General features: G+C 52.1%; 25 protein-coding genes. 19 read left to right on the plus strand and 6 right to left on the minus strand.

Annotation, left to right across the window (positions count from 1 at the left end):
• Positions 1-63: 63 nt before the first annotated feature.
• Positions 64-657: an OmpA family protein gene (locus ADINL_RS02485; protein ID WP_036543637.1), complete on the minus strand. Its 594-nt coding sequence runs from the start codon at positions 655-657 to the stop codon at positions 64-66.
• A gap of 165 nt (positions 658-822) precedes the next feature.
• Entirely contained in the window at positions 823-1,122 is a 300-nt protein-coding gene (locus tag ADINL_RS02490; RefSeq protein WP_036543639.1) for a YciI family protein, read from the minus strand.
• 147 nt (positions 1,123-1,269) lie between these two features.
• Between ADINL_RS02490 and ADINL_RS02495 the strand changes: the two genes are divergently transcribed.
• From ADINL_RS02495 to rluB, 4 genes are all read left to right on the plus strand, one after another.
• Positions 1,270-2,130, plus strand: a complete 861-nt coding sequence (locus tag ADINL_RS02495; protein WP_036543640.1) for a PHP domain-containing protein — start codon at positions 1,270-1,272, stop codon at positions 2,128-2,130.
• Positions 2,131-2,148: 18 nt separating this feature from the next.
• The gene (locus tag ADINL_RS02500; protein WP_036543914.1) at positions 2,149-2,769 is read left to right on the plus strand and encodes an L-threonylcarbamoyladenylate synthase; all 621 of its coding nucleotides are present in this window, start codon (positions 2,149-2,151) and stop codon (positions 2,767-2,769) included.
• Positions 2,770-2,855: 86 nt separating this feature from the next.
• Positions 2,856-3,251: an H-NS histone family protein gene (locus ADINL_RS02505; protein ID WP_036543642.1), complete on the plus strand. Its 396-nt coding sequence runs from the start codon at positions 2,856-2,858 to the stop codon at positions 3,249-3,251.
• Positions 3,252-3,288: 37 nt separating this feature from the next.
• On the plus strand, positions 3,289-4,194 hold the full coding sequence (rluB, locus tag ADINL_RS02510; protein ID WP_036543644.1) for a 23S rRNA pseudouridine(2605) synthase RluB: 906 nt from the start codon (positions 3,289-3,291) through the stop codon (positions 4,192-4,194).
• Positions 4,195-4,253: 59 nt separating this feature from the next.
• Here the strand turns inward: rluB and ADINL_RS02515 are convergent, their stop codons facing one another.
• Genes ADINL_RS02515 through ubiG form a run of 3 tightly spaced genes read right to left on the minus strand, consistent with a single transcriptional unit; the run spans position 4,254 to position 6,425 of the window.
• Positions 4,254-4,997 (minus strand): YciK family oxidoreductase, encoded by a 744-nt coding sequence (locus tag ADINL_RS02515; protein WP_036543646.1) that lies wholly within the window; start codon positions 4,995-4,997, stop codon positions 4,254-4,256.
• 25 nt (positions 4,998-5,022) lie between these two features.
• Positions 5,023-5,706 (minus strand): HAD family hydrolase, encoded by a 684-nt coding sequence (locus tag ADINL_RS02520; RefSeq protein ID WP_036543648.1) that lies wholly within the window; start codon positions 5,704-5,706, stop codon positions 5,023-5,025.
• Positions 5,703-6,425: a bifunctional 2-polyprenyl-6-hydroxyphenol methylase/3-demethylubiquinol 3-O-methyltransferase UbiG gene (ubiG, locus tag ADINL_RS02525; protein WP_036543650.1), complete on the minus strand. Its 723-nt coding sequence runs from the start codon at positions 6,423-6,425 to the stop codon at positions 5,703-5,705. Before ubiG ends, ADINL_RS02520 begins: the two co-directional genes overlap by 4 nt.
• A gap of 148 nt (positions 6,426-6,573) precedes the next feature.
• On the opposite strand from ubiG, the gene gyrA reads away from it, so the two are divergent.
• From gyrA to ADINL_RS02585, 12 genes are all read left to right on the plus strand, one after another.
• Positions 6,574-9,132, plus strand: a complete 2,559-nt coding sequence (gyrA, locus tag ADINL_RS02530; RefSeq protein WP_036543652.1) for a DNA gyrase subunit A — start codon at positions 6,574-6,576, stop codon at positions 9,130-9,132.
• Between the two features lie 8 nt (positions 9,133-9,140).
• Positions 9,141-10,223, plus strand: a complete 1,083-nt coding sequence (gene serC / locus ADINL_RS02535; protein ID WP_036543653.1) for a 3-phosphoserine/phosphohydroxythreonine transaminase — start codon at positions 9,141-9,143, stop codon at positions 10,221-10,223.
• On the plus strand, positions 10,216-11,121 hold the full coding sequence (gene pheA, locus ADINL_RS02540; RefSeq protein WP_051632497.1) for a chorismate mutase: 906 nt from the start codon (positions 10,216-10,218) through the stop codon (positions 11,119-11,121). The genes serC and pheA overlap by 8 nt, the downstream gene beginning before the upstream one ends.
• A 19-nt stretch (positions 11,122-11,140) precedes the next feature.
• Complete coding sequence (gene hisC, locus ADINL_RS02545; protein ID WP_036543655.1) at positions 11,141-12,241, plus strand: histidinol-phosphate transaminase; 1,101 nt, start codon at positions 11,141-11,143, stop codon at positions 12,239-12,241.
• Positions 12,238-13,188: a prephenate dehydrogenase/arogenate dehydrogenase family protein gene (locus ADINL_RS02550; protein WP_152547598.1), complete on the plus strand. Its 951-nt coding sequence runs from the start codon at positions 12,238-12,240 to the stop codon at positions 13,186-13,188. Before hisC ends, ADINL_RS02550 begins: the two co-directional genes overlap by 4 nt.
• A gap of 84 nt (positions 13,189-13,272) precedes the next feature.
• Complete coding sequence (gene cmk / locus ADINL_RS02555; RefSeq protein ID WP_036543658.1) at positions 13,273-13,962, plus strand: (d)CMP kinase; 690 nt, start codon at positions 13,273-13,275, stop codon at positions 13,960-13,962.
• Positions 13,963-13,988: 26 nt separating this feature from the next.
• Positions 13,989-15,674 carry a 30S ribosomal protein S1 gene (gene rpsA / locus ADINL_RS02560; protein ID WP_036543660.1) on the plus strand — a complete coding sequence of 562 codons (1,686 nt, stop codon included), beginning with the start codon at positions 13,989-13,991 and terminating at the stop codon, positions 15,672-15,674.
• 45 nt (positions 15,675-15,719) lie between these two features.
• A complete protein-coding gene (ihfB, locus tag ADINL_RS02565; RefSeq protein WP_275574400.1) occupies positions 15,720-16,028 on the plus strand; it encodes an integration host factor subunit beta in 309 nt (102 codons plus the stop codon).
• A gap of 26 nt (positions 16,029-16,054) precedes the next feature.
• Positions 16,055-16,360: a LapA family protein gene (locus tag ADINL_RS02570; RefSeq protein ID WP_036543663.1), complete on the plus strand. Its 306-nt coding sequence runs from the start codon at positions 16,055-16,057 to the stop codon at positions 16,358-16,360.
• Between the two features lies 1 nt (position 16,361).
• On the plus strand, positions 16,362-17,537 hold the full coding sequence (gene lapB, locus ADINL_RS02575; RefSeq protein ID WP_036543665.1) for a lipopolysaccharide assembly protein LapB: 1,176 nt from the start codon (positions 16,362-16,364) through the stop codon (positions 17,535-17,537).
• Positions 17,538-17,551: 14 nt separating this feature from the next.
• Positions 17,552-18,268 (plus strand): orotidine-5'-phosphate decarboxylase, encoded by a 717-nt coding sequence (pyrF, locus tag ADINL_RS02580; protein ID WP_036543667.1) that lies wholly within the window; start codon positions 17,552-17,554, stop codon positions 18,266-18,268.
• Between the two features lie 128 nt (positions 18,269-18,396).
• Positions 18,397-18,687 carry a ComEA family DNA-binding protein gene (locus ADINL_RS02585; protein WP_036543669.1) on the plus strand — a complete coding sequence of 97 codons (291 nt, stop codon included), beginning with the start codon at positions 18,397-18,399 and terminating at the stop codon, positions 18,685-18,687.
• A 42-nt stretch (positions 18,688-18,729) separates the two neighbouring features.
• Here ADINL_RS02585 and ADINL_RS02590 read toward each other — a convergent pair whose 3' ends face one another.
• Complete coding sequence (locus tag ADINL_RS02590) at positions 18,730-19,623, minus strand: AEC family transporter (protein WP_152547599.1); 894 nt, start codon at positions 19,621-19,623, stop codon at positions 18,730-18,732.
• Between the two features lie 160 nt (positions 19,624-19,783).
• Here ADINL_RS02590 and ADINL_RS02595 point away from each other — a divergent pair, with 160 nt between their 5' ends.
• The 3 genes from ADINL_RS02595 (at position 19,784) to aceF (ending at position 25,431) form a co-directional block, all read left to right on the plus strand.
• Positions 19,784-20,563, plus strand: a complete 780-nt coding sequence (locus ADINL_RS02595; protein WP_036543671.1) for an FCD domain-containing protein — start codon at positions 19,784-19,786, stop codon at positions 20,561-20,563.
• Positions 20,564-20,772: 209 nt separating this feature from the next.
• Positions 20,773-23,421: a pyruvate dehydrogenase (acetyl-transferring), homodimeric type gene (gene aceE / locus ADINL_RS02600; RefSeq protein WP_036543921.1), complete on the plus strand. Its 2,649-nt coding sequence runs from the start codon at positions 20,773-20,775 to the stop codon at positions 23,419-23,421.
• 39 nt (positions 23,422-23,460) lie between these two features.
• Positions 23,461-25,431 (plus strand): dihydrolipoyllysine-residue acetyltransferase, encoded by a 1,971-nt coding sequence (gene aceF, locus ADINL_RS02605; protein WP_036543673.1) that lies wholly within the window; start codon positions 23,461-23,463, stop codon positions 25,429-25,431.
• Positions 25,432-25,436 lie beyond the last annotated feature (5 nt).

A 25,436-nucleotide genomic window follows, 5' to 3' on the forward strand; every position in this document is an offset into this window, starting at 1 on the left:
TGTTTTTTTGCAGGCACAAAAAAACCAACCCGAAGGTTGGTTTTTTTATTTCATTCTCAGTGATTACTGAGCGCGACGAGTACCGATGATTTCAACGTCTACACGACGGTCAGGACGCAGACATGCAATCAGCTCAGCACCACGACCAGAGCAGTTAGCAACTGGTGAGCGGCTACCCATAGAGCTGGTAGACATCAGGCTGCGGTCAACACCGGCGTTAGCCAGAGCAGCAGCAACAGCATCAGCACGACGCTGAGACAGACGGTCGTTGTATGCAACGTTACCGATACGGTCAGCGTGACCAGTCAGCTTGATGCTTTCAACGCTTGCCAGTGAACCGATGTGGTTAACGATTGTAGAGATATCGCCAACACGGGTGCTGTCGAAATCAAAGTACAGAGCGAATTTACGCTCAAGCTCAGCCACTTCAGGTGCTGGAGCAGGCGCTGGAGCAGGAGCTGCTTCAGCCTGAGCTACATAGCCAGCACAACCTGGAACTGCTTTACTAGCATTCCAAGAGGAAGTCTGCCAGCACTCACCGAAGCTGGTGCGCCATACAGTGTCACTTGAGTTTGCGGCATAGCCGGGTACAGCGGCCTGAGCGGCAGAGAAGCCGAGAGTCATGGCCAGGCCGGCAGCGATAGCAATTTTCTTCATCATCATTTCCTTGTGCCAGGTTGGATGTGGGTCTTTTAGTTAATTTTCTCAGCTTAATTTAAGCATACTAAAGCTTAACCTAAGATAAACGCACTGCTCAAGTTGAGGTAAGTTACGCTTTTCTGGTCAAGATTTACACAAGTAGTATAGCAGAAATATCTCAGGTCAGGGCAATACCTTACGAAAGGGTTTCACGGTAATTTTTTCATAGACGCCGGCAGCGGCATAGGGATCAGCGTCAGCCCAGGCTTGAGCTGCTTCCAGGCTGGCAAATTCGGCGACTATCAGACTGCCGCTGAAACCGGCTGTGCCAGGATCTTCACAATCCAGATTAGGATGAGGTCCGGCCAGTAGCAGTCGCCCTTCACTGTTAAGCTGTTGCAGGCGCTCGAGATGAGCCGGGCGTGTTGCCAGCCGGTTTTCCAGGCTGTTGGGTTTGTCTTCGGCAATAATGGCGTAAAACATTTAAGGTCTCTCTATGCTAAAGTGAATCTGTTCAGCGCTGGTAAATAACAGCACGAGTATTTCTGACTGGTTAGCATTATAATGTTATCAATAATCCCTGCGCCATTTGTTATGCGTCCAGCGGCTATTTAATTTCGGAGAAAGCGTTTGCAATATGATCTGCATCTGCACAGTACTGCTTCAGATGGCGCATTATCACCAGATGCGCTGATACATTTATGTGCAGAGAAAGGCCTGAAACTGGTTGCACTGACAGATCATGACACGCTCTCGGGTATCCGTGCAGCACGCTCTGCTGCAGAAGCACTGGGGATGGCATTTATTCCCGGAGCGGAATTCAGCTGCCTTTGGCGACGTCAGACGTTGCATCTGCTGGGTGTTGGTTTGGATATAGACAGTCCTGTGCTGCAGGACTATTTAGATCAGCTGACCGCTATTCGTCAGCAGCGTGCAGAAAAAATAGCTTCAAAGCTGATTAAAAAAGGCATTGATGCATCCGTGCTGGTGCGTGCCCAGGCGATTGCCGGTGAGGTGAGTTTATGTCGTCCGCATTTTGCCAGGGCATTGGTTGAGCTGGGTGCTGTGCGCAGTGTCAAAGACGCTTTTGATATCTATCTCGGGCAGGGTAAGGTCGGCGATGTGAAAGCAGAGTGGCCTGATATTGAGCGTGTAATAGAACTGATCCACCAGGCGGGTGGTCGAGCTATTTTGGCGCATCCGACAAAATATAATATGACATTTACACGTTTACGTTTGTTATTCGAGGAGTTAAAAAGCTGGCAGTGTGATGCTATTGAGGTCAGTTATCCAGGTTTGAATCCTGATCAGGGACGCGAGTTGCTGCGTTGGGTAAAGCATTATGGTTTTTTGTTGTCGGCAGGCAGTGATTTCCATTCACCAGAATCATCCTGGACAGCGCCAGGGCGCTTCCCGGAAATTGAGGTGAATGATCAGCATGTATTAAGTGCTCTGGTGCCGAGTGGTCAATTTAAGGCTCTGTGGAGCTAGTCGGCAGTGGAGGTCGATGTGAGTCAGTTTTTTCAAATACACCCAGATAACCCGCAAAAGCGTTTGATTACGCAGGCGGTGGAAATACTAAAAGAGGGTGGCGTTATTGTCTATCCAACAGATTGTGCTTATGCGCTTGGCTGTTGTCTGGAAAATAAAAAGGCGGTTGACCGTATTCGTCAAATTCGCCGACTGGACGATAAGCACAATTTTACATTGGTGTGTGGTGATCTGTCCGTGATATCGACCTATGCCAAGGTGGATAACTCGGTCTATCGGTTATTAAAGGCGCATACTCCGGGTGCTTATACCTTTATATTGGACGCAACCAGTGAGGTGCCGCGACGCTTGTTGCATCCCAAGCGCCGAACCATCGGGATTCGTGTACCGGATAATGCTATCGTTGCGGCGCTGTTGGCTGAGCTGGGTGAGCCTATTATGAGTACCTCGCTGATTCTGCCTGATGAAACTGTCCCTTTAACTGACCCTTATGATATTCGTGATACGCTTCAGCATCATGTAGATCTGGTTATTGATGGCGGATTTTGTGGTATGGAAGCGACGAGTGTCATTAACCTTACAGGTGATGAACCGGAAGTATTGCGCGAAGGTGCCGGTAATATTTCTGTCTTTAATTAATGTGTCCTATTTGACAACAATCATTGCAAAAGTTTTTACAGTGAAGATAATAGGCAGGTCAATAATACAAGGTGGGATTATTTAACATGTCTGATTTTATTAAAACCCTGTTGCGCAAAAACTCTTTAAGAAAGCAGTGTCAGGACGTTTCTGTTGCTGATATTGAAAAAGTCATTGCAGATCTGAATGATATTCTGGTCGAGCGTAAAGAGGATGAAGCGCGTCTGGCAGCTGAAGAAAGCAAGCGTATTGAAAAAATCGAGCAGATTCGTCTGGCGATGAAAGAGGCGGGTATCGATTTATCTGATCTGTCAGATGTTGTTGAAGCGTCTCCAAAGAAAACAGTCAAGGCAAAATATTATATTGTTGATGATGAGGGGGCTCGTCATGAGTGGTCCGGTCGCGGCAGAACACCGGTAGTATTTGCTGAATACATGCAGGCTCGTGGTATTGGCAAAGACCAGCTGCCGAGCGCTGAATAATTGATTAATGTGTTTTTGATAAATCGGGATTGCGTCAATGTCAGATGAAAAACTTCAAAAAGTCTTGGCGCGCTCCGGAGTTGGCTCACGTCGTGAGATGGAGCGTTGGATCGAGACCGGCAGGGTCATCGTTAATGGTCAGGTTGCTACGCTTGGAGATCGTGTCTCCGAAGCGGACCAGGTCAGAGTCGATGATCAGTCGGTTAAGCTGATTTTCGCATCAGAGTCGCCGAGGCGCGTACTTATTTATAACAAGCCCCTGGATGAGGTCTGTACTCGTCATGATCCGGAAGGGCGTCCCACTGTATTTGACAGTTTGCCACCCTTGAAGCAAGGGCGCTGGATTGTGGTGGGTCGCTTGGATATTAACACGACGGGGCTGCTGATTTTTACCACAGATGGTGAATTGGCCAATCGGTTAATGCATCCGTCGGCGCAGATAGACCGTGAATATGCCGTGCGTGTTCTGGGTGATGTGACAGATGAGATGCTGGAACGTCTGAAGCAGGGTGTGTTACTGGAAGATGGTATGGCCCGCTTTACCGATGTGCGCTTTTTCGATGGTGAAGGTGCGAATAAGTGGTATCACTGCGTTCTGATGGAAGGGCGCAACCGGGAAGTACGTCGCCTGTGGGAATCCCAGGGTATTCAGGTGAACCGCCTGAAGCGTGTGCGTTTCGGACCGGTGTTTTTGCCGAGCGATGTCAAGGTGGGGACTTGGCGTGAGCTGGGTCGCAAGGAGTGTAATATCCTGGCGGCTGAAGTGGATCTGCCAGCGGATAACTCGCCTTTGAATAAAACGCCTGCGCAGCTGGAAGTTGAGGAGCGCCGTTTCCGTCGTCAGCGTGTTCGTCAACATGCAACAGATGGTCGATCAGATGTGCGTGCAGCGAAAAAGCCGCGCGGTCGTTCGGTTGGCAAGCGGAATTTGCGTAGTCGCTGATTGGCGGTGTGTTTTCCATAAAAAAGGTCATCGATTGCTGTCGATGACCTTTTTTGTATCTATCCCTGAGCGTCGATTGATTGCCCCTGAATGCCCTGGCTGTCGGGACCCATCAGGTAGAGGTATACCGGCATAATGTCGGCAGGTGTCGGCAGGGTCTCCGGGTTTTCGCCCGGATAGGCGTAGGCGCGCATGTTGGTGCGTGTTGCCCCTGGATTAATAGCGTTGACCCGTATATTCGGTGTGTTTTCCAGTTCATCTGCCAGTACCTGCATCAGTCCTTCGGTACCGAATTTTGATACAGCATAGGCACCCCAGTATGCCCGGCCCTTACGGCCGACGCTGGAGGAGGTGAATATAATTGAGGCATCTTCCGAAGCCGACAAGAGTGGCATCAATGTCTGTGTCAGCATGAACGGCGCATTGAGATTCACCTGCATCACCTGATGCCAGATCACCGGGTCATAGTTTTCAATCGGTGTTCTGACGCCAAGCAGGCCGGCATTGTGCAGGATGCCATCCAGTCGCCCAAATTCCTGGTGCAGCGTGTTGCAGAGTTCTATGTAGTCGTGTTCGGTTGCAACTTCCAGGTTCATCGGGACGATGGCGGCCTGAGGGTGTCCGGCTGCTTCGATTTCATCGTATACCGTATCGAGCTTTTCCTGAGTGCGTCCCAGTAGAATGACGGTGGCGCCATGTGCAGCATATTGTTTTGCTGCTTCACGGCCAATTCCTTCACCGGCACCGGTGACCAGCAGAATGCGGTCTTTCAGCAGGTCGGCGGGTGCTTGATATGAAAACATAGTGTTGAACTCCTGTGTGCCTTGATTACGCCGCGGCGTTTGGATCTATAAGAGATTTTAGCAGTGGAAGCAGTTCGGTGGGGGTGTCGATGATAAAATCACTGCCCCAGGCTTCAGGCTGTTCTTCGGGCTGCAGGTAGCCGAAGCGTGCGGCGAGTGTGTACATGCCGGCGGCTTTACCGGCCTGAATGTCACGTACATGATCACCGACGTAGAGTGTACGTTGTGGCTGGCGGCCTATACGGTGACAGGCCAGTAGCAGTCCTTCCGGGTCAGGTTTGCTGCGCTGTACGTCATCCGGACAGATGGTGACGGCGCAGCGTTCTGCCAGTTGCAGCTGCTGCATGAGCGGGAGTGTAAATCGTGCGGGCTTGTTGGTCACAACACCCCAGGGAATGCGTTGTGCGTCCAGCCAGTTCAACAGGCTGTCAAAGCCTTCAAACAGGCTGCTGTCCTGCCCTGGCATGGCTTCATAGCGGCTGAGCATGGCATTCAGCAGTCGCTCGAAGTCAGGGTGGGATTCGTTACAGCGAAAAGCTGTTTGAATGACAGCCCGGCCACCGTTGGAGACACTCAGGCGGAGTGTTTCATAGTCAATTGGTTCGCGCCCTTCCTGGTGCAGCAGCTCATTACAGATACGGTAAAAATCCGGTGCGGTGTCTACCAGAGAGCCATCCAGGTCAAAGAGCAGTGTGTCGATGTGACTCATGTGCGCTCCGGTTTGTGGGTGGCCATCATATAGTTGACGTCAACATCGGTGGGGTTTAACCGATACTGGCGTGTGAGCGGGTTGTAGGTCAGTCCGGTCATTTCACCCAGTATCAGTCCGCTCAGGCGAACCCAGTCTGCGAGTTCTGCCGGTCTAACGAATTTGTTGAAGTCATGTGTTCCGGCCGGTACCAGTTTGAGCAGGTGTTCAGCGCCGAGAATGGCAAACAGATAGCTTTTCGGGTTGCGGTTCAGTGTCGACAGAAAAACCTGTCCGCCCGGTTTCACCAGTGCGGCGCAGGCATGGATGACAGATGCCGGATCGGGTACGTGTTCGATCATTTCCATGCAGGTGACTACGTCAAAGCTTTCGGGATGCTGGCTGGCCATCTCTTCGGCTGTGATGCGCTGGTACTGGACCTTGACGCCGCTTTCCAGCCCATGCAATTTGGCAACTTTTAGCGGGGCTTCGCCCATGTCGATGCCTGTGACATCGGCACCGCGCAGAGCCATGGCTTCAGAGAGAATGCCACCGCCGCAGCCGATATCGAGCACACGCTTGCCTGCCAGACCCGCGATGCGATCAATAAAGCCGACACGCAACGGGTTGATGTCATGCAGCGGTTTGAATTCGCTGTTGCGGTCCCACCAGCGACTGGCCAGCTCTTCAAACTTGGCGATCTCTGCCGGGTCCAGATTCAGCGTGTTGGGTTTGCTCATGGTCAATAAAATTCCAAATTAGTCGATTCAAGTGAATTCTAACACTCATTCCAGAGGTGAGTCAGCGTGTGTTTATGGTACAATCGCCTGTTAATTAACTGCCGTATGAGCGGCGTGTAAGCATACCGAATCAAGGAACGCTGAGCGAATGGGTGATCTAGCCAAAGAAGTCCTGCCAGTCAATATTGAGGATGAGCTTAAACAGTCCTATCTCGATTATGCCATGAGCGTTATCGTCGGGCGTGCACTGCCTGACGTACGTGATGGTCTCAAACCGGTACATCGCCGGGTATTGTTTGCCATGCACGAGCTGGGTAACGACTGGAATAAACCCTATAAGAAATCGGCCCGTGTGGTCGGTGATGTTATCGGTAAATACCACCCTCATGGGGACAGCGCCGTATATGACACGATTGTCCGAATGGCGCAGGATTTTTCCATGCGGGCCCCGCTGGTGGATGGTCAGGGGAACTTTGGTTCCGTTGATGGCGATTCCGCTGCGGCGATGCGTTATACCGAAATTCGTATGGCCAAGATCGCACATGATCTGCTGGCGGACCTGGATAAGGAAACGGTCGATTTCGTAGATAACTACGACGGTACTGAGCGTATTCCGGCGGTCCTGCCAACCCGCGTGCCCAACTTGCTGGTGAATGGTTCTTCCGGTATAGCGGTGGGCATGGCAACCAATATTCCACCTCACAATCTGGGTGAAGTGGTAAAAGGGTGTCTGGCACTGATTGAACAGCCAGATCTGACCGTTGATGAGTTGATGGAGTATATTCCCGGTCCAGACTTCCCGACTGGCGGTATCATCAATGGCCGTGCCGGCATACTGCAGGCCTATCGTTCCGGACGTGGCCGTATTTATGTACGTGCTCGTCACCATATCGAGGAAAACCCTCGTAATGGTCGCCCGATGCTGGTGATCACCGAGATTCCGTATCAGCTGAACAAAGCGCGTACCATCGAAAAAATTGCTGAGCTGGTTAAAGAGAAAAAACTGGAAGGTATCAGTGAACTGCGTGACGAGTCAGACAAGGACGGTATGCGTATCGTTATTGAGCTGCGTCGTGGCGAAGTGCCTGAAGTGATTATTAACAACCTGTTTACCCAGACGCAGCTGCAAAGTGTGTTCGGGATCAATATGGTGGCTCTGGTCGATGGCCAGCCACGTATTCTTGATCTCAAGACCATGCTGGAATGCTTTATTCTGCACCGTCGTGAGGTTGTTACACGTCGCACAGTGTACGAGCTGCGCAAGGCCCGTGAGCGCGGACATGTCCTGGAAGGTCTGGCGATTGCACTGGCCAATATCGATCCGGTGATTCAGCTGATTAAAGAGTCACCGACGCCGGCAGATGCCCGTGAGCGCCTGGTGGCGATGCCCTGGCAGCCGGGTGAAGTGGTGAATATGCTGGAACGTGCCGGTGAAGACGCCTGCCGTCCGGAAGACCTGGAACCTCAGTATGGCCTGAGAGACGGGCACTATTATTTGTCGCCTGTTCAGGCTCAGGCCATTCTGGATCTGCGTCTGCACCGTCTGACTGGTCTTGAGCATGAAAAACTGATTGCCGAATATCGCAGCCTGGTCGAGCGTATTGCCGAGTTGCTGTTGATTCTGTCGTCCCGTGAACGTCTGATGGAAGTGATTCGTGAAGAGCTGGAAGCCGTTGTGGCGGAGTATGCAAATGCTCGTCGTACTGAAATCATGGCTTCCCAGCAGGATCTGACCGTTGCAGATCTGATCACGGAAGAAGACATGGTTCTGACCATTTCTCACAGTGGTTATGCCAAGACCCAACCGCTGGATGCCTACCAGGCGCAGCGTCGCGGTGGCAAGGGCAAGTCAGCGACAGCGATGAAGGATGAAGACTTTATCGAGCACCTGCTGATTGCCAATACACATGATACGGTCCTGTGCTTCACCAGCCGCGGTAAGGTGTACTGGCTGAAAGTCTATGAAATTCCACCGGCCAGCCGAGCCTCACGTGGTCGTCCTCTGGTCAATATCCTGCCGTTGGAGGAAGGTGAGCGCGTCAATACCATCCTGCCGGTCAAGGAGTTTGATGAAGATCGCTTTATCTTCATGGCCACTGCACAGGGAACCGTGAAGAAAACGCCATTGCAGAGTTTCTCCCGTCCTCGCAGTACCGGTCTGATTGCGCTGGATATCGTCGAAGGCGATTGTCTGGTGGGTGCGGCGATTACCAATGGTAATGATGATGTCATGCTGGTCACCAGTGCAGGCAAGGCAGTGCGCTTCAATGAGCAGGATGTACGTCCGATGGGTCGTACAGCACGCGGTGTTCGTGGTGTGCGTATGCCGGAAGATGCCAGCGTCATTTCGCTGATCATTCCTCAGCAGGATGGCAAGATTCTGACAGCCTCTGAAAAAGGCTATGGCAAGCAAACCGCTGTCGAAGACTTCCCGTTACGTGGTCGTGGTGGTCAGGGTGTGATTGCCATGCAGTGTACTGAGCGTAATGGTGCGCTGGCAGGTGCCGTGCAGGTATTCAACGGCGATGGTGTCATGCTGATCAGTAACCGTGGCACTCTGGTGCGTACACGCACAGATGAAATCTCGGTACTGGGACGTAATACTCAGGGCGTGATGCTGATTCGCCTGAGTGAGGATGAAAAGCTGGTAGGACTGGCGCGTATTGAAGAGCCAGATGAAGAAGAAGCCGAGTCAGAAGCGGATTAACTACACACATGACACGTACATTTAATTTTAGTGCGGGGCCGGCGGCACTGCCGGATGAAGTGTTACTGGAAGCTCAACGGGATTTGTGTGATTGGCAGGGTAAAGGCCTGTCAATCATGGAAATGAGCCATCGCAGTGATGAATTTGTGGCGGTGGCGGAACGCGCTGAACAGGATTTGCGTGATCTGATGTCGATACCGGATGAGTATCGCGTACTTTTCCTGCAAGGCGGTGCAACCAGTCAATTTGCGATGCTGCCGATGAATATGCTGCGAGGCAAGACGCGTGCAGATTACATCAATACCGGCATCTGGTCGAAAAAGGCGATAGCAGAAGCCAAGCGTTACTGTGATGTGCATCTGGCGGCCTCTACGGAAGCTGATCGTTTCCTCAGAGCACCTGATGCTGCAGAGATCCAGCTTAGTGCGGAAACAGCCTATCTGCACTACACCAGCAATGAGACCATTGGCGGGGTGCAGTTTGATTTCATTCCTGATACTGGTGATGTGCCGCTGGTTGTGGATATGTCATCTGATATTCTGTCCTGCCCGCTGGATGTCAGCCGGTTCGGCGTGATCTATGCCGGTGCGCAGAAAAACATTGGCCCTGCCGGCCTGACGGTCGTGATTGTGCGGGATGACCTGCTGGGTCAGACGTTGCCTGGAACTCCCACCATGTATGATTATCAGGTACATGCCCAGGGCGGCTCGATGCACAATACACCACCCACCTTTGGCTGGTATCTGGCAGGTCTGGTGTTCCAGTGGTTGAAGCGTCAGGGCGGTGTGCAGGCGATGGCCGAGGTGAATCGCCGCAAGGCGGCAAAACTCTATGCAGCAATCGATCAGAGTGCGTTTTATGCCAATCCGATTGCAGTTTCCAGCCGTTCAATCATGAATGTACCCTTTACGCTGGCAGATGATGCGCTGGATGCCATCTTCCTGAAGGAAGCTGAAGCGGCCGGTTTGCTGAATCTGCAGGGCCACCGATCAGTGGGGGGCATGCGTGCCAGTCTGTACAATGCTGTCCCTGAAGCGGCCGTAGATGCACTGGTCAGCTTTATGGCAGATTTCGAGAAGCGTCATGGCTGATACACAGACTCCTGAATCCAGTTCCGACAGCCTGGATGCTGATACAGCTCTGCTGGCGTTGCGTCAGCAGATCGACAGCATAGATCAGCAGATTCAGGTACTGATTAACCAGCGTGCGGCCTGTGCTCAGCAGGTGGCTGAGGTCAAGCTGCGTTGCAGTCCTCAGCATCCAGCCGTGTTTTACCGCCCTGAGCGTGAAGCTCAGGTGCTGCGGCGGGTGATGGAACGTAATGACGGACCACTTCCTGGCAAGGATATGGCGCGTTTGTTTCGTGAAATCATGTCCGTCTGCCTGGCGTTGGAGCAGCCTTTGAATGTGGCTTACCCCGGACCCGAAGGCAGCTATACAGAGCAGGCTGTCCGCAAGCATTTTGGCTTTTCTGTCAAAGGTGTGGCCATGAGTGATGCTGAACAGGCTTTCAAGGCAGTCGAGCAGGGGCACTGTCATTATGCGGTCACCCCCGTTGAAAGTACGCATGAAGGTCTGGTCAGTCATACACTGGACTTGTTTCGCCGCTATGATTTGCGCATTTGTGGTGAAGTCGAGCTGGTGCTTGATCCTGTGGATGACAAGAGCCTGGCGGCGGATACACGCTATCTGGTATTGGGCAAGCAGTATGTTGCACCCAGCGGCAAAGACAAAACGTCGATTTTGTTATCCATGCGTGATCAGCCCGGGGTGTTGCATGATGTGCTGGGGGCCTTCCGTCAGCGCAGTATCAGCCTGACGCGCCTGGAAAGTCGAACCTTGCACCAGGGTCAGGAGCACTACTCTTTATTCTATATTGATTTTGAAGGGCATCAGGAAGATGCGCCGATAAAAGGCTTGTTGAGCGAATTGTCTCAGGGGCCGGATACGCTTAAAGTGCTGGGGTCCTATCCCAGAGCTGTTCTCTGACTTATACAGGAATGCATGCATGAGCTGTGATTATGTGGCGCTTTCCAATCCAGGCGTACAATTGTTACAGCCTTATCAGGCTGGCAAGCCAGTCGAAGAGCTGGAGCGTGAACTGGGTCTGGATGAGATCGTCAAACTGGCCAGTAATGAGAACCCGATTGGCCCGTCCCCCCAGGTGGTTGCTGCTGTTGAGTCGGGACTGGCTGGACTGACACGTTACCCCGACAGCAATGGTTTTAGTCTTAAACAGCGCCTGGCAAGTCGCTTTGCGGTTTCGCCGCAGCAACTCACGCTGGGCAATGGATCGAATGATCTGCTGGAAATCGTGGCGCGGACGTTTTTGCGTGAAGGGACTGAAGCCATCTATTCCCAGTATGGCTTTATAGTCTACCCTCTGGTGACGCGCGCCTGTGGTGCTCAAGGAGTCGAGGTGCCTGCGCAGGAATACGGGCACGATCTGCAGGCGATGGCCGATGCGATTACTGACAAAACCCGCGTTATTTTTCTGGCTAACCCCAATAACCCTACCGGTACCCATTTTTCCAATCAGGCGTTTGACGCATTTATGGCGCGGGTTCCGGACTCAGTGATTATCGTGCTGGATGAGGCTTACAGTGAATACGCGGCGGCCATTGATACCCCTCAGGGGCTACAGCAGCTGTCGCGCTACCCTAATCTGATTGTCACGCGAACCTTTTCAAAAGCCTATGGCCTGGCGGCATTGCGGGTTGGATTTGCGGTTGCGAATCCGGTCATTACAGATCTGTTGAATCGTGTACGTCAGCCTTTTAATGTCAGCAGTCTGGCGCAGCTGGCAGCCTGTGCCGCTCTGGATGATGAGGCGTATTTACAGCGCACAGTTGCAGTGAATGCAGCTGGATACCAGCAACTGACAGTGGCGCTGGATGCATTGCAGGTTGACTATATTCCATCGGTTGCCAATTTTATTACGCTGGATCTGAAGCAGGATGCATTGCCTGTTTATCAGGCGTTGTTGCATGAAGGTGTGATCGTGAGGCCTTTGGCAGTCTATGGCTTGCCTCGCCATTTGCGTGTCACGATTGGTACCGAAGCAGAAAATCTGCGCTTTGTGGCGGCATTGAAAAAGGTGTACTCGTGAGTGACAGGCTGAAATGTGTGCTGGTGGTGGGGTTAGGCCTGATTGGTGGCTCCTTTGCCCGTGCGGTCAAAATGCGAGGCCTGGCTGATCGGGTTGTGGGTTATGACCTTAACCCTCAAGAGTGTCAGCTGGGGTTGCAGCTGGGTGTTATTGATGAGCAGGCCGAGGATCTGTTACAGGCTGCCGCTGAGGCTGATCTGGTGATGCTGGCGGTTCCGGTCAAGGCCACCGAAGCGTTACTGGAAACGCTGGCCCCGGTATTGAAACCCGGCACGCTGCTGACCGATGTTGGCAGTACCAAGATGAATATTATTGAAGCCGGGCAGCGGGTATTTGGGAACCTGCCTGCCTGCTTCGTTCCCGGTCATCCGATTGCGGGTGCTGAAAAGAGCGGTGTTCAGGCTTCAAATGCCCATCTGTTTGAACGGCATAAAGTCATCCTGACACCTCTGCCAGAGACGGATGCGAGTGCTGTGAGCAGGCTGGCATCGCTATGGCAGGCGCTTGGTGCGGATGTGTTGCAGATGACACCACAGCGTCATGATGAGGTGCTGGCAGCAACCAGTCATCTACCGCATATTCTGGCTTTCTCGTTGGTCGATACACTGGCACATGAGGAACAGAATAAGGATATTTTTCGCTATGCGGCCGGCGGATTTCGTGATTTTACCCGTATCGCTGCGAGTGATCCGGTGATGTGGCATGATATCTGCCAGGCCAACCGTGATGCGTTACTCAGTCAGATAGATCAGTTTACGACCGGGCTGGCACGTTTGCGGGAAGCAATTGATCAGGGCGACAGTCAGACCTTGCTGGGTATTTTTACACGTGCGCGTGTCGCGCGTGAATATTTTAGTACATTGCTCTCAGGTACGGCTTATGAGTTGAAACCTGCTGCGCGTTCGGAGACTCCGACTGCTGAGCCCGTACCCTCACAGGGTGAGTGAGCACAGCGCTGGCCACGCGCATAAAAACAGCTAGCCCGGTGCGTTGAGTTCGGCGGGCGTAATAACGCAAAAGGAGGCGGACGCATGTCCACCACAGTTTTCATACCGATCATCACCGTAGATGGCCCCAGTGGCTCCGGTAAAGGCACTATCTGTCGCTTGCTTTCTCAGCAGCTGGGTTGGCATCTGCTTGATAGTGGTGCACTTTACCGTCTGACAGCAGTGGCTGCGAGACATCATGGCATTCCGATGACCGATGAAGAGTCACTGAAAGTCGTGGCGGCACACCTGGATGTGCAGTTTCTGGCAGGTACGGCTGCAGAGATTAAAATAGTACTGGAGGGGGAGGAGGTGACCGATGCGATTCGTACCGAAGCCATTGGTGCTGATGCCTCGATTGTCGCTGCGATGCCATCGGTGCGGCAGGCGTTATTGCAGCGGCAGCGCGACTTTGCAGCCCTGCCGGGACTGATCGCAGACGGCCGTGATATGGGCACAGTGGTGTTCCCTGAGGCCCGTTTAAAGGTCTATTTGGATGCCAGTGCGGAAGAACGTGCAAGTCGCCGATATAAGCAGTTGATTAGCAAGGGACTGAGTGCTAGCCTTGAAGATATACTGTTAGACATACAAGCGCGGGATGAGCGGGACATGAACCGCAGTATCTCGCCACTGAAACCGGCGCCTGATGCGGTGATTCTGGACACCACCCAACTGACAATTGAGGAGGTGTTGGAGGTGGTGCTGGATGAAGCAAAACACAAGGGGCTGCGTTAGGCAGTTTCAGTCTGAGGATGCGGGTAATGAGTGAGAGTTTCGCTGAGCTGTTTGAAGAAAGTCTGAAAGAGCTTGAGATGGCACCAGGCTCTATTGTGACTGGAACGGTTGTTGCCATTGAAAATGATTTTGTGATCGTCAATGCCGGTCTCAAATCAGAAGGCGTGATTCCGCTCGAGCAATTCAAGGATGATAAGGGCCAGTTGACTGTAGCTGTTGGCGATGAGGTCAAGGTTGCACTTGAAGCGCTGGAAGATGGTTTTGGAACCACCCTCCTGTCACGTGAAAAAGCCCGACGTGCTGAATCCTGGGGTGTTCTGGAAAAAGCCTATACGGCCAATGAAACGGTCACAGGGCACATTACCGGAAAAGTACGCGGTGGTTTGACTGTTGATGTGAACGGTATCAGTGCATTCTTGCCGGGTTCACTGGTTGATGTCCGTCCCATCCGCGATACGGCGTATCTGGAAGGCCAGGAGCTGGAGTTCAAGCTGGTCAAATTGGATGCCCGGACCAATAACATTGTGGTATCCCGTCGCGCTGTCCTTGAAGAAGCCTATACTGAAGAGCGTGAAAAACTGCTTGAGAATATGGCGGAAGGGCTGGTCATCAAAGGCGTGGTGAAGAACCTGACCGACTATGGTGCCTTTATTGAACTTGGCGGTATTGACGGACTGCTGCACATTACTGATATGGCCTGGAAACGCGTCAAGCACCCAAGCGAGCTGCTCAGCATTGGCCAGGAAATTGATGTCAAGGTGCTGAAATTCGACAAAGAGCGCAGCCGTGTATCTCTGGGTCTGAAGCAGTTGCAGGCTGATCCGTGGGATCAACTGATCAGCCAGAATAAAGTCGGCGATAAAGTCCGTGCCCGTGTGACCAATCTGACCGATTACGGCTGTTTCGCCGAAATAGGTGAGGGGGTCGAGGGGCTGGTGCATGTCTCTGAAATGGACTGGACCAACCGCAATATTCATCCCTCTAAGGTCGTACAGGTGGGTGATGAAGTTGATGTTATGATTCTGGATATTGATCAGCAGCGTCGTCGCATCTCCCTGGGTATGAAACAGTGTCGTGAAAACCCGTGGGAAAGCTTTGCCCGTACCAGTAACAAGGGCGATCGTGTCACTGGTGTCATCAAGTCGATTACTGATTTTGGTATTTTTATCGGGCTGGATGGTGCAATCGATGGTCTGGTGCATTTGTCTGATCTGTCCTGGGATGAGCCTGGTGAGCAGGCAGTCAAGGCATACAGCAAAGGCCAGGAAGTTGAAGCGGTTGTCTTGTCTGTTGATCCGGAGCGTGAGCGTATCGCATTGGGTATCAAACAGGTCCACAATGACCCCTTTGCCCAGTTTGCTGATGATCATCCCAAAGGCAGCCAGGTTCAGGGTACAGTGCTCAGCAGTGATGAGCGTCAGGTTGTGGTCGAACTCGCTGAAGGTGTAGAAGGCATTCTGAAAGTCTCTGAAGTTTCTCGTGAACGTGTGGAGAATCTGGCAGCACTCTACCCGACAGGTGCGCCTGTAGAAGCACTGATCGCGAGTCTGGATCGTCGTAATCGTACGGTGAATCTGTCGGTCAAGCAGTTGACTGAGCAAACAGAAAAAGAAGCCATCAAGGCGGTTAAAGAACAGGCACCCGCGGAGGCCTCAGGTCCAACAACCATTGGTGATCTGATTAAGGCGCAGATGGAAAAAGATGGCCGTTAATACATTCCAATAGTGTATTACCGGCAGCGTGATGAGCACTCAGCGATTTTAATGGAGGAAACCATGACAAAATCAGAGCTTATTGAACGCCTGATCGAGCAGCACCCACAGTTGTCCGTCAAGGATGTGGAGCTGGCGGTGAAAACCATGCTTGATCATATGACTGAAGCCCTGTCGAACGGAGACAGAATCGAGATTCGCGGATTTGGCAGTTTCTCACTCCATTATCGTGCGCCTCGTATTGGACGCAACCCGAAAACGGGTGAAGCTGTCTCCCTGGATGCCAAATATGTTCCGCATTTCAAACCCGGCAAGGAGATGCGTGATCAGGTCAATAACAGTTTGAGCAGCTGACATGCTGTTTTGAGGGAGGTGATTAGGTGCGTTTTCTGAAGCGTTTGGTAGTTGTATTGTTGGTTTTGCTGGTGCTGTTGGCTGGTATCCTGTTTACCCTGCACAACATGACGCCGGTTAATATCGATTTGATCTTCTTTACGCTGCCGGAAGCCAGCCTGTCACTCTGGTTGCTGGGTGCCTTTGCATTGGGTGGTGTGTTGGGTGTGTTACTCAGTTCAGTGATGTTGCTGTCATTGAAAACCCGACTCTACTACCTGAATAAAAAGATGGCCGATACCCGGCAGGAACTCAATAAACTGCGTACCACAGGTTTAAAAGATCCAGTCTGATATGTTGGAATTCGCCCTGCTGTTAGTGCCAATGGTTGCAGCAGTTGCTGCCGGTTGGTTACTGGGGCGTTTTCAGCGTCGTCCTGCGTCTCCCTCTCACATCCCTCCAGGCCGAGATTACTATCGCGGCCTGCATCAGTTGATTCATGATAAAACCGATGAAGCTATTGAGAGCTTTATCCGGGCGCTGGAAATTAACTCCGATACGATTCCTGCTTATCTGGCGCTGGCAGATCTGTTTCGTCGTAAAGGTGAGTATGAGCGTGCGATTGAGCTGCATCAGACACTGCTCGCACGATCAGATCTGATCGAAGAGGACTTTATCCGTATTCAGCTCTCCCTGGCCAAGGACTATCAGGCTGTGGGGCTTTTTGACCGGGCTGAAGGACTGCTGCAATCTGTGATTACCGAGCATCCACGAGATGAGCAGCGGCACACCGCCAGACGGCAGCTGGCGAAGCTCTATGAAATACAGCAGGAATGGGAGCTGGCATTGAAAACGGCGCTAAAATTGCCGGATTCAAAACGGGCGGATGTGGCGCATGAGATGGCGCAGTATGCCTGTCAGCTCGCAGAAGCAGTGTTTGACTTGCCAGGGCCTGAGGCTGAAAACTGGTTAAAGCAGGCGTTAAAACTGGATCCGACCTGTGTACGTGCCAATTTAATGTTGGCTGAGCATCGAATGCAGCGCCATGCCTGGCGAGGAGCGATCAAGCACCTGAAGGAGGTGGCTGATCAGGATCCGCGTATGATTCCTGAGACCTTGTCGAAGCTGTCAGACTGTTATCGTGAACTGGGGAATCTGGAGGCTTACAGCACCTACCTGGATCAATGTCTGGCCAAGCATCCATCGGCAACAGCGGTGGTTGAGAGAGCGCAGCAATTGGCCGGTAAAGAGGGAGTTGCTGCAGCAATTCATTTCATGATTCCGGCGTTGAAGAAACATCCCTCCGTTGCAGGATTTCATTACTTGCTTGAATTACAGTTGCAGCAGGGTGAAACCGAATCGACGCGGAGTCTTGAGGTGCTGCGTGAGCTGACACAGCAGCTAACTCACACTAAACCCGATTATCGATGTCAGCAATGCGGTTATGAAAGTAAAACCCTCTACTGGCAGTGCCCTTCCTGCAAATCCTGGAATACTACAGGTGTTATTCAGGGTTTGGAGGGTGAATAACACAGGAACTACACATGACAGATATAAAAAAGCCCATTATTGTCGCGCTGGATTATCCAGACCAGGCGGCTGCCCTGGATATGGCTGCACGCCTGGATCCTGCTGACTGCCGGGTCAAGGTTGGTAAAGAACTGTTTACCCGAGCGGGGCCAGCCGTGGTGGAGGCCCTGCAGAAACAGGGGTTTGAAGTATTTCTTGATCTTAAATTTCATGACATTCCCAATACTACCGCCATGGCGGTCAAGGCGGCGGCTGAACTGGGTGTCTGGATGGTCAATGTGCATGCTTCCGGTGGGCGTCGCATGATGGAGGCCGCCAGGAATGTGTTGGCACAACAAAGCCAGTGTCAGACGCTGCTGATTGCTGTAACAGTGCTGACAAGCATGGAAAAGTCTGACCTGGAGGAGCTGGGTATTCAGTTGGAGCCGATGTTGCAGGTTGAGCGTCTGGCACATTTGACTGCCCAGGCGGGTTTGCACGGTGTGGTTTGCTCTGCTCAGGAAGCCGCCGCGTTGCGTAAAACCTTGCCTGCCAGTTTTTGTCTGGTCACGCCGGGCATTCGTCCGGCTGATGCCGATGCGGGTGATCAGAAGCGTATTATGACGCCTCTGGCAGCTATGCAGCAGGGAAGTGACTATCTGGTGATTGGTCGTCCGATTACTCAGGCCGCTGATCCGGCAGCACGCTGCCGAGCCATTGTGGATGAATTACGTACCGCAGGGTTTCAGTAAGGCAGGTTTGATCTGGGTCAATACTGTTGCAGATCAGCTGTTGCTGAGCTGGCAGTTCGGTGCTTCATCAGTTAAGGTTGACCGGCTGGCCAGGAACGCCAGCCATTTTATTAACATGGAGGTATTCAATGAAACGATCTCTTCTGGGTGCGTTAGCACTGCTCTTCGCTCTGGTGTTTGCTGCACCACTTCAAGCGTCTGCCACGATTGATATTAATACAGCCAGTGCCAGTGAAATTGCTGCAGTACTGGTAGGTGTTGGACCGGCAAAAGCTCAGGCTATTGTTGATTATCGAACTGAAAAGGGTGGCTTTGTCAGTATAGAGGAGCTGACTCAGGTACAGGGTATTGGTCCTGCCACACTGGAACGTAATCGTGCCATGTTGCAACTGGGTGAGTCAGCAGCTTCTCAGGAGTGAGGCTTACCTTATCTACTCAGTGACAGGCCTTGTGGCCTGTCACTAGAGTGTAAATGCCAGTACCAGCGGAATAAATGCCAGGCTGCCGACATTACCGATCAAGACGATTGCTGCAACCAGGTGAGGTTCCTGATTGTAACGTTCCGACACCATATAATTCAGTACCGCGGGCGGCAAGGCGGCAAATACCAGCAAATAGGCAAAGTGCTGGGGCTCAAGTTGAAGCAGCGGCTGAAGTGACAGGGCAATCAATAAACCGGTGACCGGTGCCAGAATGGCTCCCCAGACACCGATCTTCCAGTGGGTAAAGTCGATACTGGTCATGCGTACACCCAATGCAAACAGCATTAATGGAATCGCGATCTGGCCCAGCATATCCACAAACGTACGCAGTGGAGCAGGCAAAACCCAGTCTGTATAGCTCCAGGCCACACCAGCCAGCGTGGCCAATATCATGGGCATGCGTAACAGGTGCAACAAGCGGGTTTTATTATCCAGAATGTAAAGTCCCAGTGTGAAGTGCAGCAGGTTTTCAACCAGGAAGAGTACGACTGCAGCAGGCAGGGCGGCCTCTCCAAATGCCAGTACAATCAGCGGGATCCCCAGATTACCGCTGTTGGAAAACATCATGGGGGGCAGGAAGGTTTTTGGATGAACGCCAATCAGGCGACAGAGTGGCCAGATCAGTATGCCCGATAAAATAATGATCAGCAGTGCGGCAAAGGCTAACGGGTAGTAGCTCGGCAGGTCAAAGCTCTCGGCTGACATAACCGAGAAGATCAGTGCCGGGGTGAAAATATCGATATTAACCTTGTTGGCAACCGACATGTCTGTTGGGCGTTTACGTGCATACAGAAAGCCGATGAGCACGATGGCCAGGAGTGGAAAAATAGTCTGAAAAATACGCTCAACCACCATCCAGGAGGTGACTTCCATAACAATTCAACCCGTTTGCCGATAGTAAAGGGCTGACTATACGATTAAGTCACTGCTATGTCAGGCGGTTTGTGGTTAAATTCCATTACAAAGAGGATAATATATCTCGAACGACTGTTGGGCAGTAGTATCGATAGTCAGGTGATGGGTGTCAGGTTCAATGGTATATAAGAGTGTACGACAGCCGAAAATTTCGGATGTTATTTTGCAGCAGATAGAAGAGATGATTCTGGAAGGTACGCTGAGTCCAGGTCAGCGCTTGCCGCCTGAGCGTGAACTGGCTGCACGTTTTGGTGTCTCTCGTCCTTCTTTGCGAGAGGCTGTCCAGAAGCTGGTTGCCAGAGGTTTGCTGACCAGCCGTCAGGGGGGCGGTACCTATGTTGCGGATCAATTGGGTTCAGGGTTTTCTGATCCGCTGATGGCTTTGTTTGAACGTCATCCTGAAGCTCAATATGATCTGTTGGAGTTTCGTTATGCGCTGGAGGGCGTCTCGGCATACTATGCAGCCTTGCGCAGTACTCCGGCAGACAAGCAAAAAATACGTAGCTGCTACGAAGATTTGCAGCGCTGTCATGACTTGCGGCAGTTCGAGCAGGAAGTGCGGGCGGATGTCGAATTTCATCTGTCTATTGCGGCAGCAGCACACAATACTGTCTTGTTGCATATGATGCGCGCGTTATTCAGTTTGTTAAGTCATCATATTGGCGGTAATCTCACACGAATTTACCCCAAAGCAGATTATCGCCGAACAATCCATGAACAGCATGGATTGTTGCTGCAGGCGATAGAAGCAGGTGATCCACTTGCTGCCCGTAAAGCAGTGCAGGATCATTTAGCCTATGTGGAAGATGCGTTGCAGGAGCAGGGGCGTGAAAACACCCGGATTGAACGCTCTCTTCGTCGAGCAGATCTTAATCTGACTGATAAAACAGCCAGTTAAAACCTGCGTTCTTGTATTTTTATTACACAAAATAGTGCTTCCTTTATGAGAATAGCGTCAATTTGACGCTATATGGACAGTTTTTCCTAAAAAAGGTAGTATTACTACATAAAAATATCTGTGCGGTGCAGCATGCAAAACGTGCGGCATAGGACTAGGCTTTCAAAACTACAGTTATCTACTGTTCGGAGAGAATAAAAGTGCACGACATAAGAGAAGATGTGGATCCCGTAGAAACTCAAGAGTGGCTAGAAGCACTTGAGTCAGTTGCCAAGCATGAAGGCGATGACCGCGCCCGTTATATTTTGCAGAAACTGGGTAACAAGGCTTCCGAAATCGGTCTGGGAGCCGCCGGTTCGCTGACGACGCCTTACCGCAATACTATTGCTCCCAAAGATGAAGCACGCATGCCGGGTGACCTGTTCATGGAGCGTCGTATTCGTTCCTTTATTCGCTGGAACGCGATGGCAATGGTGATGCGTGCCAATAGCAACAGCGATGCGCTGGGTGGTCATATTTCCAGTTTTTCATCCTCTGCCACGCTGTATGATATTGGCTTCAATTATTTCTTCCATGGTCCTGAAGGGGATCGTGAATCAGATATGGTATTTTTCCAGGGTCATATCTCTCCGGGTATTTATGCCCGCGCTTATCTGGAAGGTCGTTTGACAGAAGAGCAGATGGACAACTTCCGTCGTGAGGTTGATGGCAATGGTCTGTCTTCTTACCCCCACCCCTGGCTGATGCCGGATTTCTGGCAGTTCCCGACTGTGTCCATGGGGCTTGGTCCGATTCAGGCAATCTATCAGGCGCATGTTATGCGCTACCTGTCTGCGCGTGAGCTGATCAAGCGTGGTAATCGCAAGGTCTGGGCGTTCCTGGGTGATGGTGAGTGCGATGAGCCGGAGTCTTTGGGTGCAATCTCTCTGGCAGGTCGTGAACAGCTGGAAAATCTGGTCTTTGTGGTTAACTGTAACCTGCAGCGTCTGGATGGCCCGGTGCGCGGTAACGGTAAAATTGTCCAGGAGCTGGAATCAATTTTCCGTGGTGCTGGCTGGAATGTGATCAAGTGTCTGTGGGGCCGTCACTGGGATCCGTTGTTTGATAAGGACGATAAGGGTCTGTTGCAGAAGCGCATGGATGAAGTCTGTGACGGTGAGTTGCAGAACTATAAAGCGAATGGCGGTGCGTATACCCGCGAACATTTCTTTGGCAAATATCCGGAATTGCTGGAAATGGTCAGTGATATGTCGGATCAGGATATTATGAACCTGAACCGCGGTGGTCACGATCCTTACAAGGTGTATGCGGCCTATCATGCAGCCATGAATCATAAAGGCCAGCCAACTGTGATTCTGGCTCAAACGGTCAAGGGTTATGGTACGGGTCAGTCGGGTGAGGCGAAAAACGATACTCACTCAATGAAAAAAGTGGCACTGGATGACCTGAAAGCCTTCCGTGATCGCTTTAATATCCCGCTGGATGATGAGCAGCTGGAAAGTGTACCTTACTACCGTCCATCACCCGATTCTCCGGAAATGAAATACATGTTTGAGCGGCGCAAGCAGCTCGGTGGTTTTTATCCGGCACGGCGCAATAGCTTTGATAAGCTGGAAACGCCTGAACTGGAAGTCTTCAGCAGCCAGTTGAAAGGCACCGGTGAGCGTGAAATTTCGACTCAGATGGCTCTGAACCGCGTGTTGAGTACCCTGGTCAAGGATAAGAATATCGGTAACCGTATTGTTCCGATTGTACCGGATGAAGCGCGTACTTTTGGTATGGAAGGTATGTTCCGTCAGTTGGGTATTTATACCTCTCAGGGCCAGCGCTACACCCCGCATGACCGTGATCAGATCATGTACTACAAAGAATCCAAAACCGGACAGATTCTGGAAGAGGGGATCAATGAGTCGGGTGCATTCAGTGCCTGGCTGGCTTGTGCCACCTCCTACAGCAATAACAACTGCCCGGTGATTCCGTTCTACATCTTTTACTCGATGTTTGGTTTCCAGCGCGTGATGGATTTGACCTGGGCTGCGGGTGACTCGCAGGCGCGAGGTTTCCTGATAGGTGCTACTTCCGGGCGTACCACACTGAATGGTGAAGGTTTGCAGCATCAGGACGGTCACAGTCATCTGATGGCGCAAATGATCCCCAACTGTGTGAGCTATGATCCGACCTATGGCTACGAGTTGACTGTCATTATTCAGGACGGTCTGAAGCGTATGTTCCAGGACCAGGAAAACAAGTTCTACTACATCACGACGCTGAACGAAAACTATCAGCATCCGGATATGCCAGCTGGTGCAGAAGAAGGCATCATCAAAGGCATGTATCTGCTGGAAGAAGGCAAAAAGGCCGATCTGCGCGTACAACTGATGGGTTGCGGTTCGATTCTGCGCGAAGTGCGTGAAGCTGCCGAAATTCTGCGCAATGAGTTTGGCGTGGAAGCGGATGTCTGGAGCACGACCTCTATCAACGAGTTGCGTCGTGATGCGCAGGCCGTCTATCGCTGGAATATGTTGCACCCGGAAGAGCAACCTCGTGAGTCTTATATTGAGCAGGCTCTGAAAGGACATGAAGGTCCTGTCATTGCATCAACAGACTACATGCGCATGTTCGCGGATCAACTGCGTGAGTACATCCCGCGTCGTTATAAAGTGCTCGGTACGGATGGTTTCGGTCGTTCTGATTCGCGTGCCAAATTGCGCGAGTTTTTCGAAGTGAACCGCTACTACGTCGTCGTGGCTGCACTGAAAGCGCTGCAGGAAGAGGGCAAGCTTGAGGCCGCCGTGGTCGCCAAAGCGATGCAGAAGTTCCATATCAACCCTGAAAAACCGGCTCCCTGGACCGTGTAATACAGGTACTTCTGACAGCTAAAGCGAGAGGATAGAATTGTGAGCAAAATTACGGTTACAGTACCCGATATCGGTGGTTATGAAGGGGTTGATATCATTGAAGTGTGTGTCAAAGAAGGTGATGTGGTTGCCGAAGGTGATTCACTGATTGTTCTTGAGACAGACAAGGCTTCGATGGAAGTGCCCTCTACAGCGGGTGGCACAGTCACCCGAATTCTGTTGAAAGAAGGTGATACCTGTAGTGAAGGTGATGCAGTGGTTGAGCTGGAAGTGGATGCAGCGGATGCAGACGTCTCTTCGGCTCCGGCCGCGTCGTCTGAAGCCGCAGCTGCACCTGAGGCGCCAGCAGCGGCTGCAGCACCCCAGACATCGGCGCCTGCTGCTTCGGGTGGCGTAGAAAAGGTTTTGATTCCGGATCTGAGCGGCGCCAGTGATGTTGACGTGATTGAAGTACTGGTTAAGGTCGGTGACAGCGTGAGTGAAGGTGACAGCCTGATCACACTGGAGACAGATAAAGCGTCGATGGAAGTGCCGGCACCCCTGTCAGGTGTGATTAAAGCCCTGCATATCAAGGAAGGTGACAAGGTTAATGAAAATGACCTGTTGCTGGAGCTTGAAGTGGAAGGTGCCGCACCTGTGGCAGATGCACCGGTTACAACACCTGACAGTGTACCAGTGGCGTCTGCCGCTCCGGCACCTGCTGCGGCACCGGTTGCGGGTGGTATTGAAAAAGTATTGATCCCGGACCTCAGTGGCGCTACGGATGTGGATGTGATTGAGGTGCTGGTCAAGGCTGGCGACACGGTCAGCGAAGGTGACAGTCTGATTACACTGGAAACAGACAAGGCGTCAATGGAAGTGCCTGCACCGCTATCCGGTGTGATCAAGGCGATGCATATCAAGGAAGGCGACAAGGTGAATGAAAATGACCTGTTGCTGGAACTGGAGGTGCAGGGCGCGGCACCTGCGGTGCAGGCGGCAGCTCCCGCACCGGCTACACCTGCACCGGCTGCAGCCGCTCAGAGTAGTGCGCCTCCTGCGCCTGCCAAGGCCGCCCCGGTTGCTGATCTGCAAGCACTGGAGAAAAGTAATCGCCAGGTGCATGCCGGTCCTGCTGTGCGTGCGCTGGCACGTGAGTTTGGTGTTGATCTGGCTAAAGTCGCGGGTACAGGCCCTCGCAACCGTATTCTGAAAGAAGATGTGCAGCTGTATGTGAAAACCAGCCTGAAACAGTTGGCCGAGCAGCCTCAGGGTGCGGTCGTCAGCGGTGGTTCAGGTATTCCGGCAATTCCGGCTGTTGACTTCAGTCAGTTTGGTGAGATTGAACTGGTTAAGCTGAGTAAGATTGACCGTCTGACGCGTGATAACATGTCGCGTTGCTGGTTGAATATTCCGCATGTGACCCAGTTTGATGATGCCGATATTACTGAGCTTGAAGCCTTCCGCAAAGAGATGAAGGACGAGGCCCTGAAGTCAGGCGTCAAACTGACTCCTCTGCCATTCCTGATCAAGGCCTGTGCGATTGCACTGAGTCGTCATCAGAAATTCAATGCGTCTCTGCATGCAGACGGTGAACATGTTGTTTACAAAAAATATGTCAACATCGGTCTGGCAGTGGATACTCCGAATGGCTTGATGGTGCCGGTGATCAAGGACGCAGACAAGAAGAGCGTGTATGAGCTTTCGCGTGAAGCGGCTGAACTGGCCGGTAAAGCCAAAGATCGCAAGCTCAAGCCGAATGAAATGCAGGGTGCCTGCTTCACGATCTCCAGCCTGGGTGGTATTGGTGGTACCGGGTTTACCCCGATCGTCAATGCGCCTGAGGTGGCGATTCTCGGTGTATCCCGTGCAGACATCAAGCCGCGCTGGAATGGCAAGGAGTTTGAGCCCCGACTGATGCTCCCGCTCTGCCTGTCCTATGATCACCGTGCCATTAACGGTGGTGATGCAGGTCGATTCCTCACGGATCTGAATGCATTGTTGAGCGATATTCGTCGCTTGCTGCTGTAAGCTGA

Source organism: Nitrincola lacisaponensis, assembly GCF_000691225.1.
Taxonomy (GTDB): domain Bacteria; phylum Pseudomonadota; class Gammaproteobacteria; order Pseudomonadales; family Balneatricaceae; genus Nitrincola; species Nitrincola lacisaponensis.

Coding starts and splice junctions, on each gene's coding strand:
- ADINL_RS02485 (WP_036543637.1), bottom strand. CDS start 657: ATGAAGAAAATTGCTATCGCTGCCGGCCTGGCCATGACTCTCGGCTTC.
- ADINL_RS02490 (WP_036543639.1), bottom strand. CDS start 1,122: ATGTTTTACGCCATTATTGCCGAAGACAAACCCAACAGCCTGGAAAAC.
- ADINL_RS02505 (WP_036543642.1), top strand. CDS start 2,856: ATGTCTGATTTTATTAAAACCCTGTTGCGCAAAAACTCTTTAAGAAAG.
- rluB (WP_036543644.1), top strand. CDS start 3,289: ATGTCAGATGAAAAACTTCAAAAAGTCTTGGCGCGCTCCGGAGTTGGC.
- ADINL_RS02515 (WP_036543646.1), bottom strand. CDS start 4,997: ATGTTTTCATATCAAGCACCCGCCGACCTGCTGAAAGACCGCATTCTG.
- ADINL_RS02520 (WP_036543648.1), bottom strand. CDS start 5,706: ATGAGTCACATCGACACACTGCTCTTTGACCTGGATGGCTCTCTGGTA.
- ubiG (WP_036543650.1), bottom strand. CDS start 6,425: ATGAGCAAACCCAACACGCTGAATCTGGACCCGGCAGAGATCGCCAAG.
- gyrA (WP_036543652.1), top strand. CDS start 6,574: ATGGGTGATCTAGCCAAAGAAGTCCTGCCAGTCAATATTGAGGATGAG.
- serC (WP_036543653.1), top strand. CDS start 9,141: ATGACACGTACATTTAATTTTAGTGCGGGGCCGGCGGCACTGCCGGAT.
- pheA (WP_051632497.1), top strand. CDS start 10,216: ATGGCTGATACACAGACTCCTGAATCCAGTTCCGACAGCCTGGATGCT.
- hisC (WP_036543655.1), top strand. CDS start 11,141: ATGAGCTGTGATTATGTGGCGCTTTCCAATCCAGGCGTACAATTGTTA.
- cmk (WP_036543658.1), top strand. CDS start 13,273: ATGTCCACCACAGTTTTCATACCGATCATCACCGTAGATGGCCCCAGT.
- rpsA (WP_036543660.1), top strand. CDS start 13,989: ATGAGTGAGAGTTTCGCTGAGCTGTTTGAAGAAAGTCTGAAAGAGCTT.
- lapB (WP_036543665.1), top strand. CDS start 16,362: ATGTTGGAATTCGCCCTGCTGTTAGTGCCAATGGTTGCAGCAGTTGCT.
- pyrF (WP_036543667.1), top strand. CDS start 17,552: ATGACAGATATAAAAAAGCCCATTATTGTCGCGCTGGATTATCCAGAC.
- ADINL_RS02585 (WP_036543669.1), top strand. CDS start 18,397: ATGAAACGATCTCTTCTGGGTGCGTTAGCACTGCTCTTCGCTCTGGTG.
- ADINL_RS02590 (WP_152547599.1), bottom strand. CDS start 19,623: ATGGAAGTCACCTCCTGGATGGTGGTTGAGCGTATTTTTCAGACTATT.
- ADINL_RS02595 (WP_036543671.1), top strand. CDS start 19,784: ATGGTATATAAGAGTGTACGACAGCCGAAAATTTCGGATGTTATTTTG.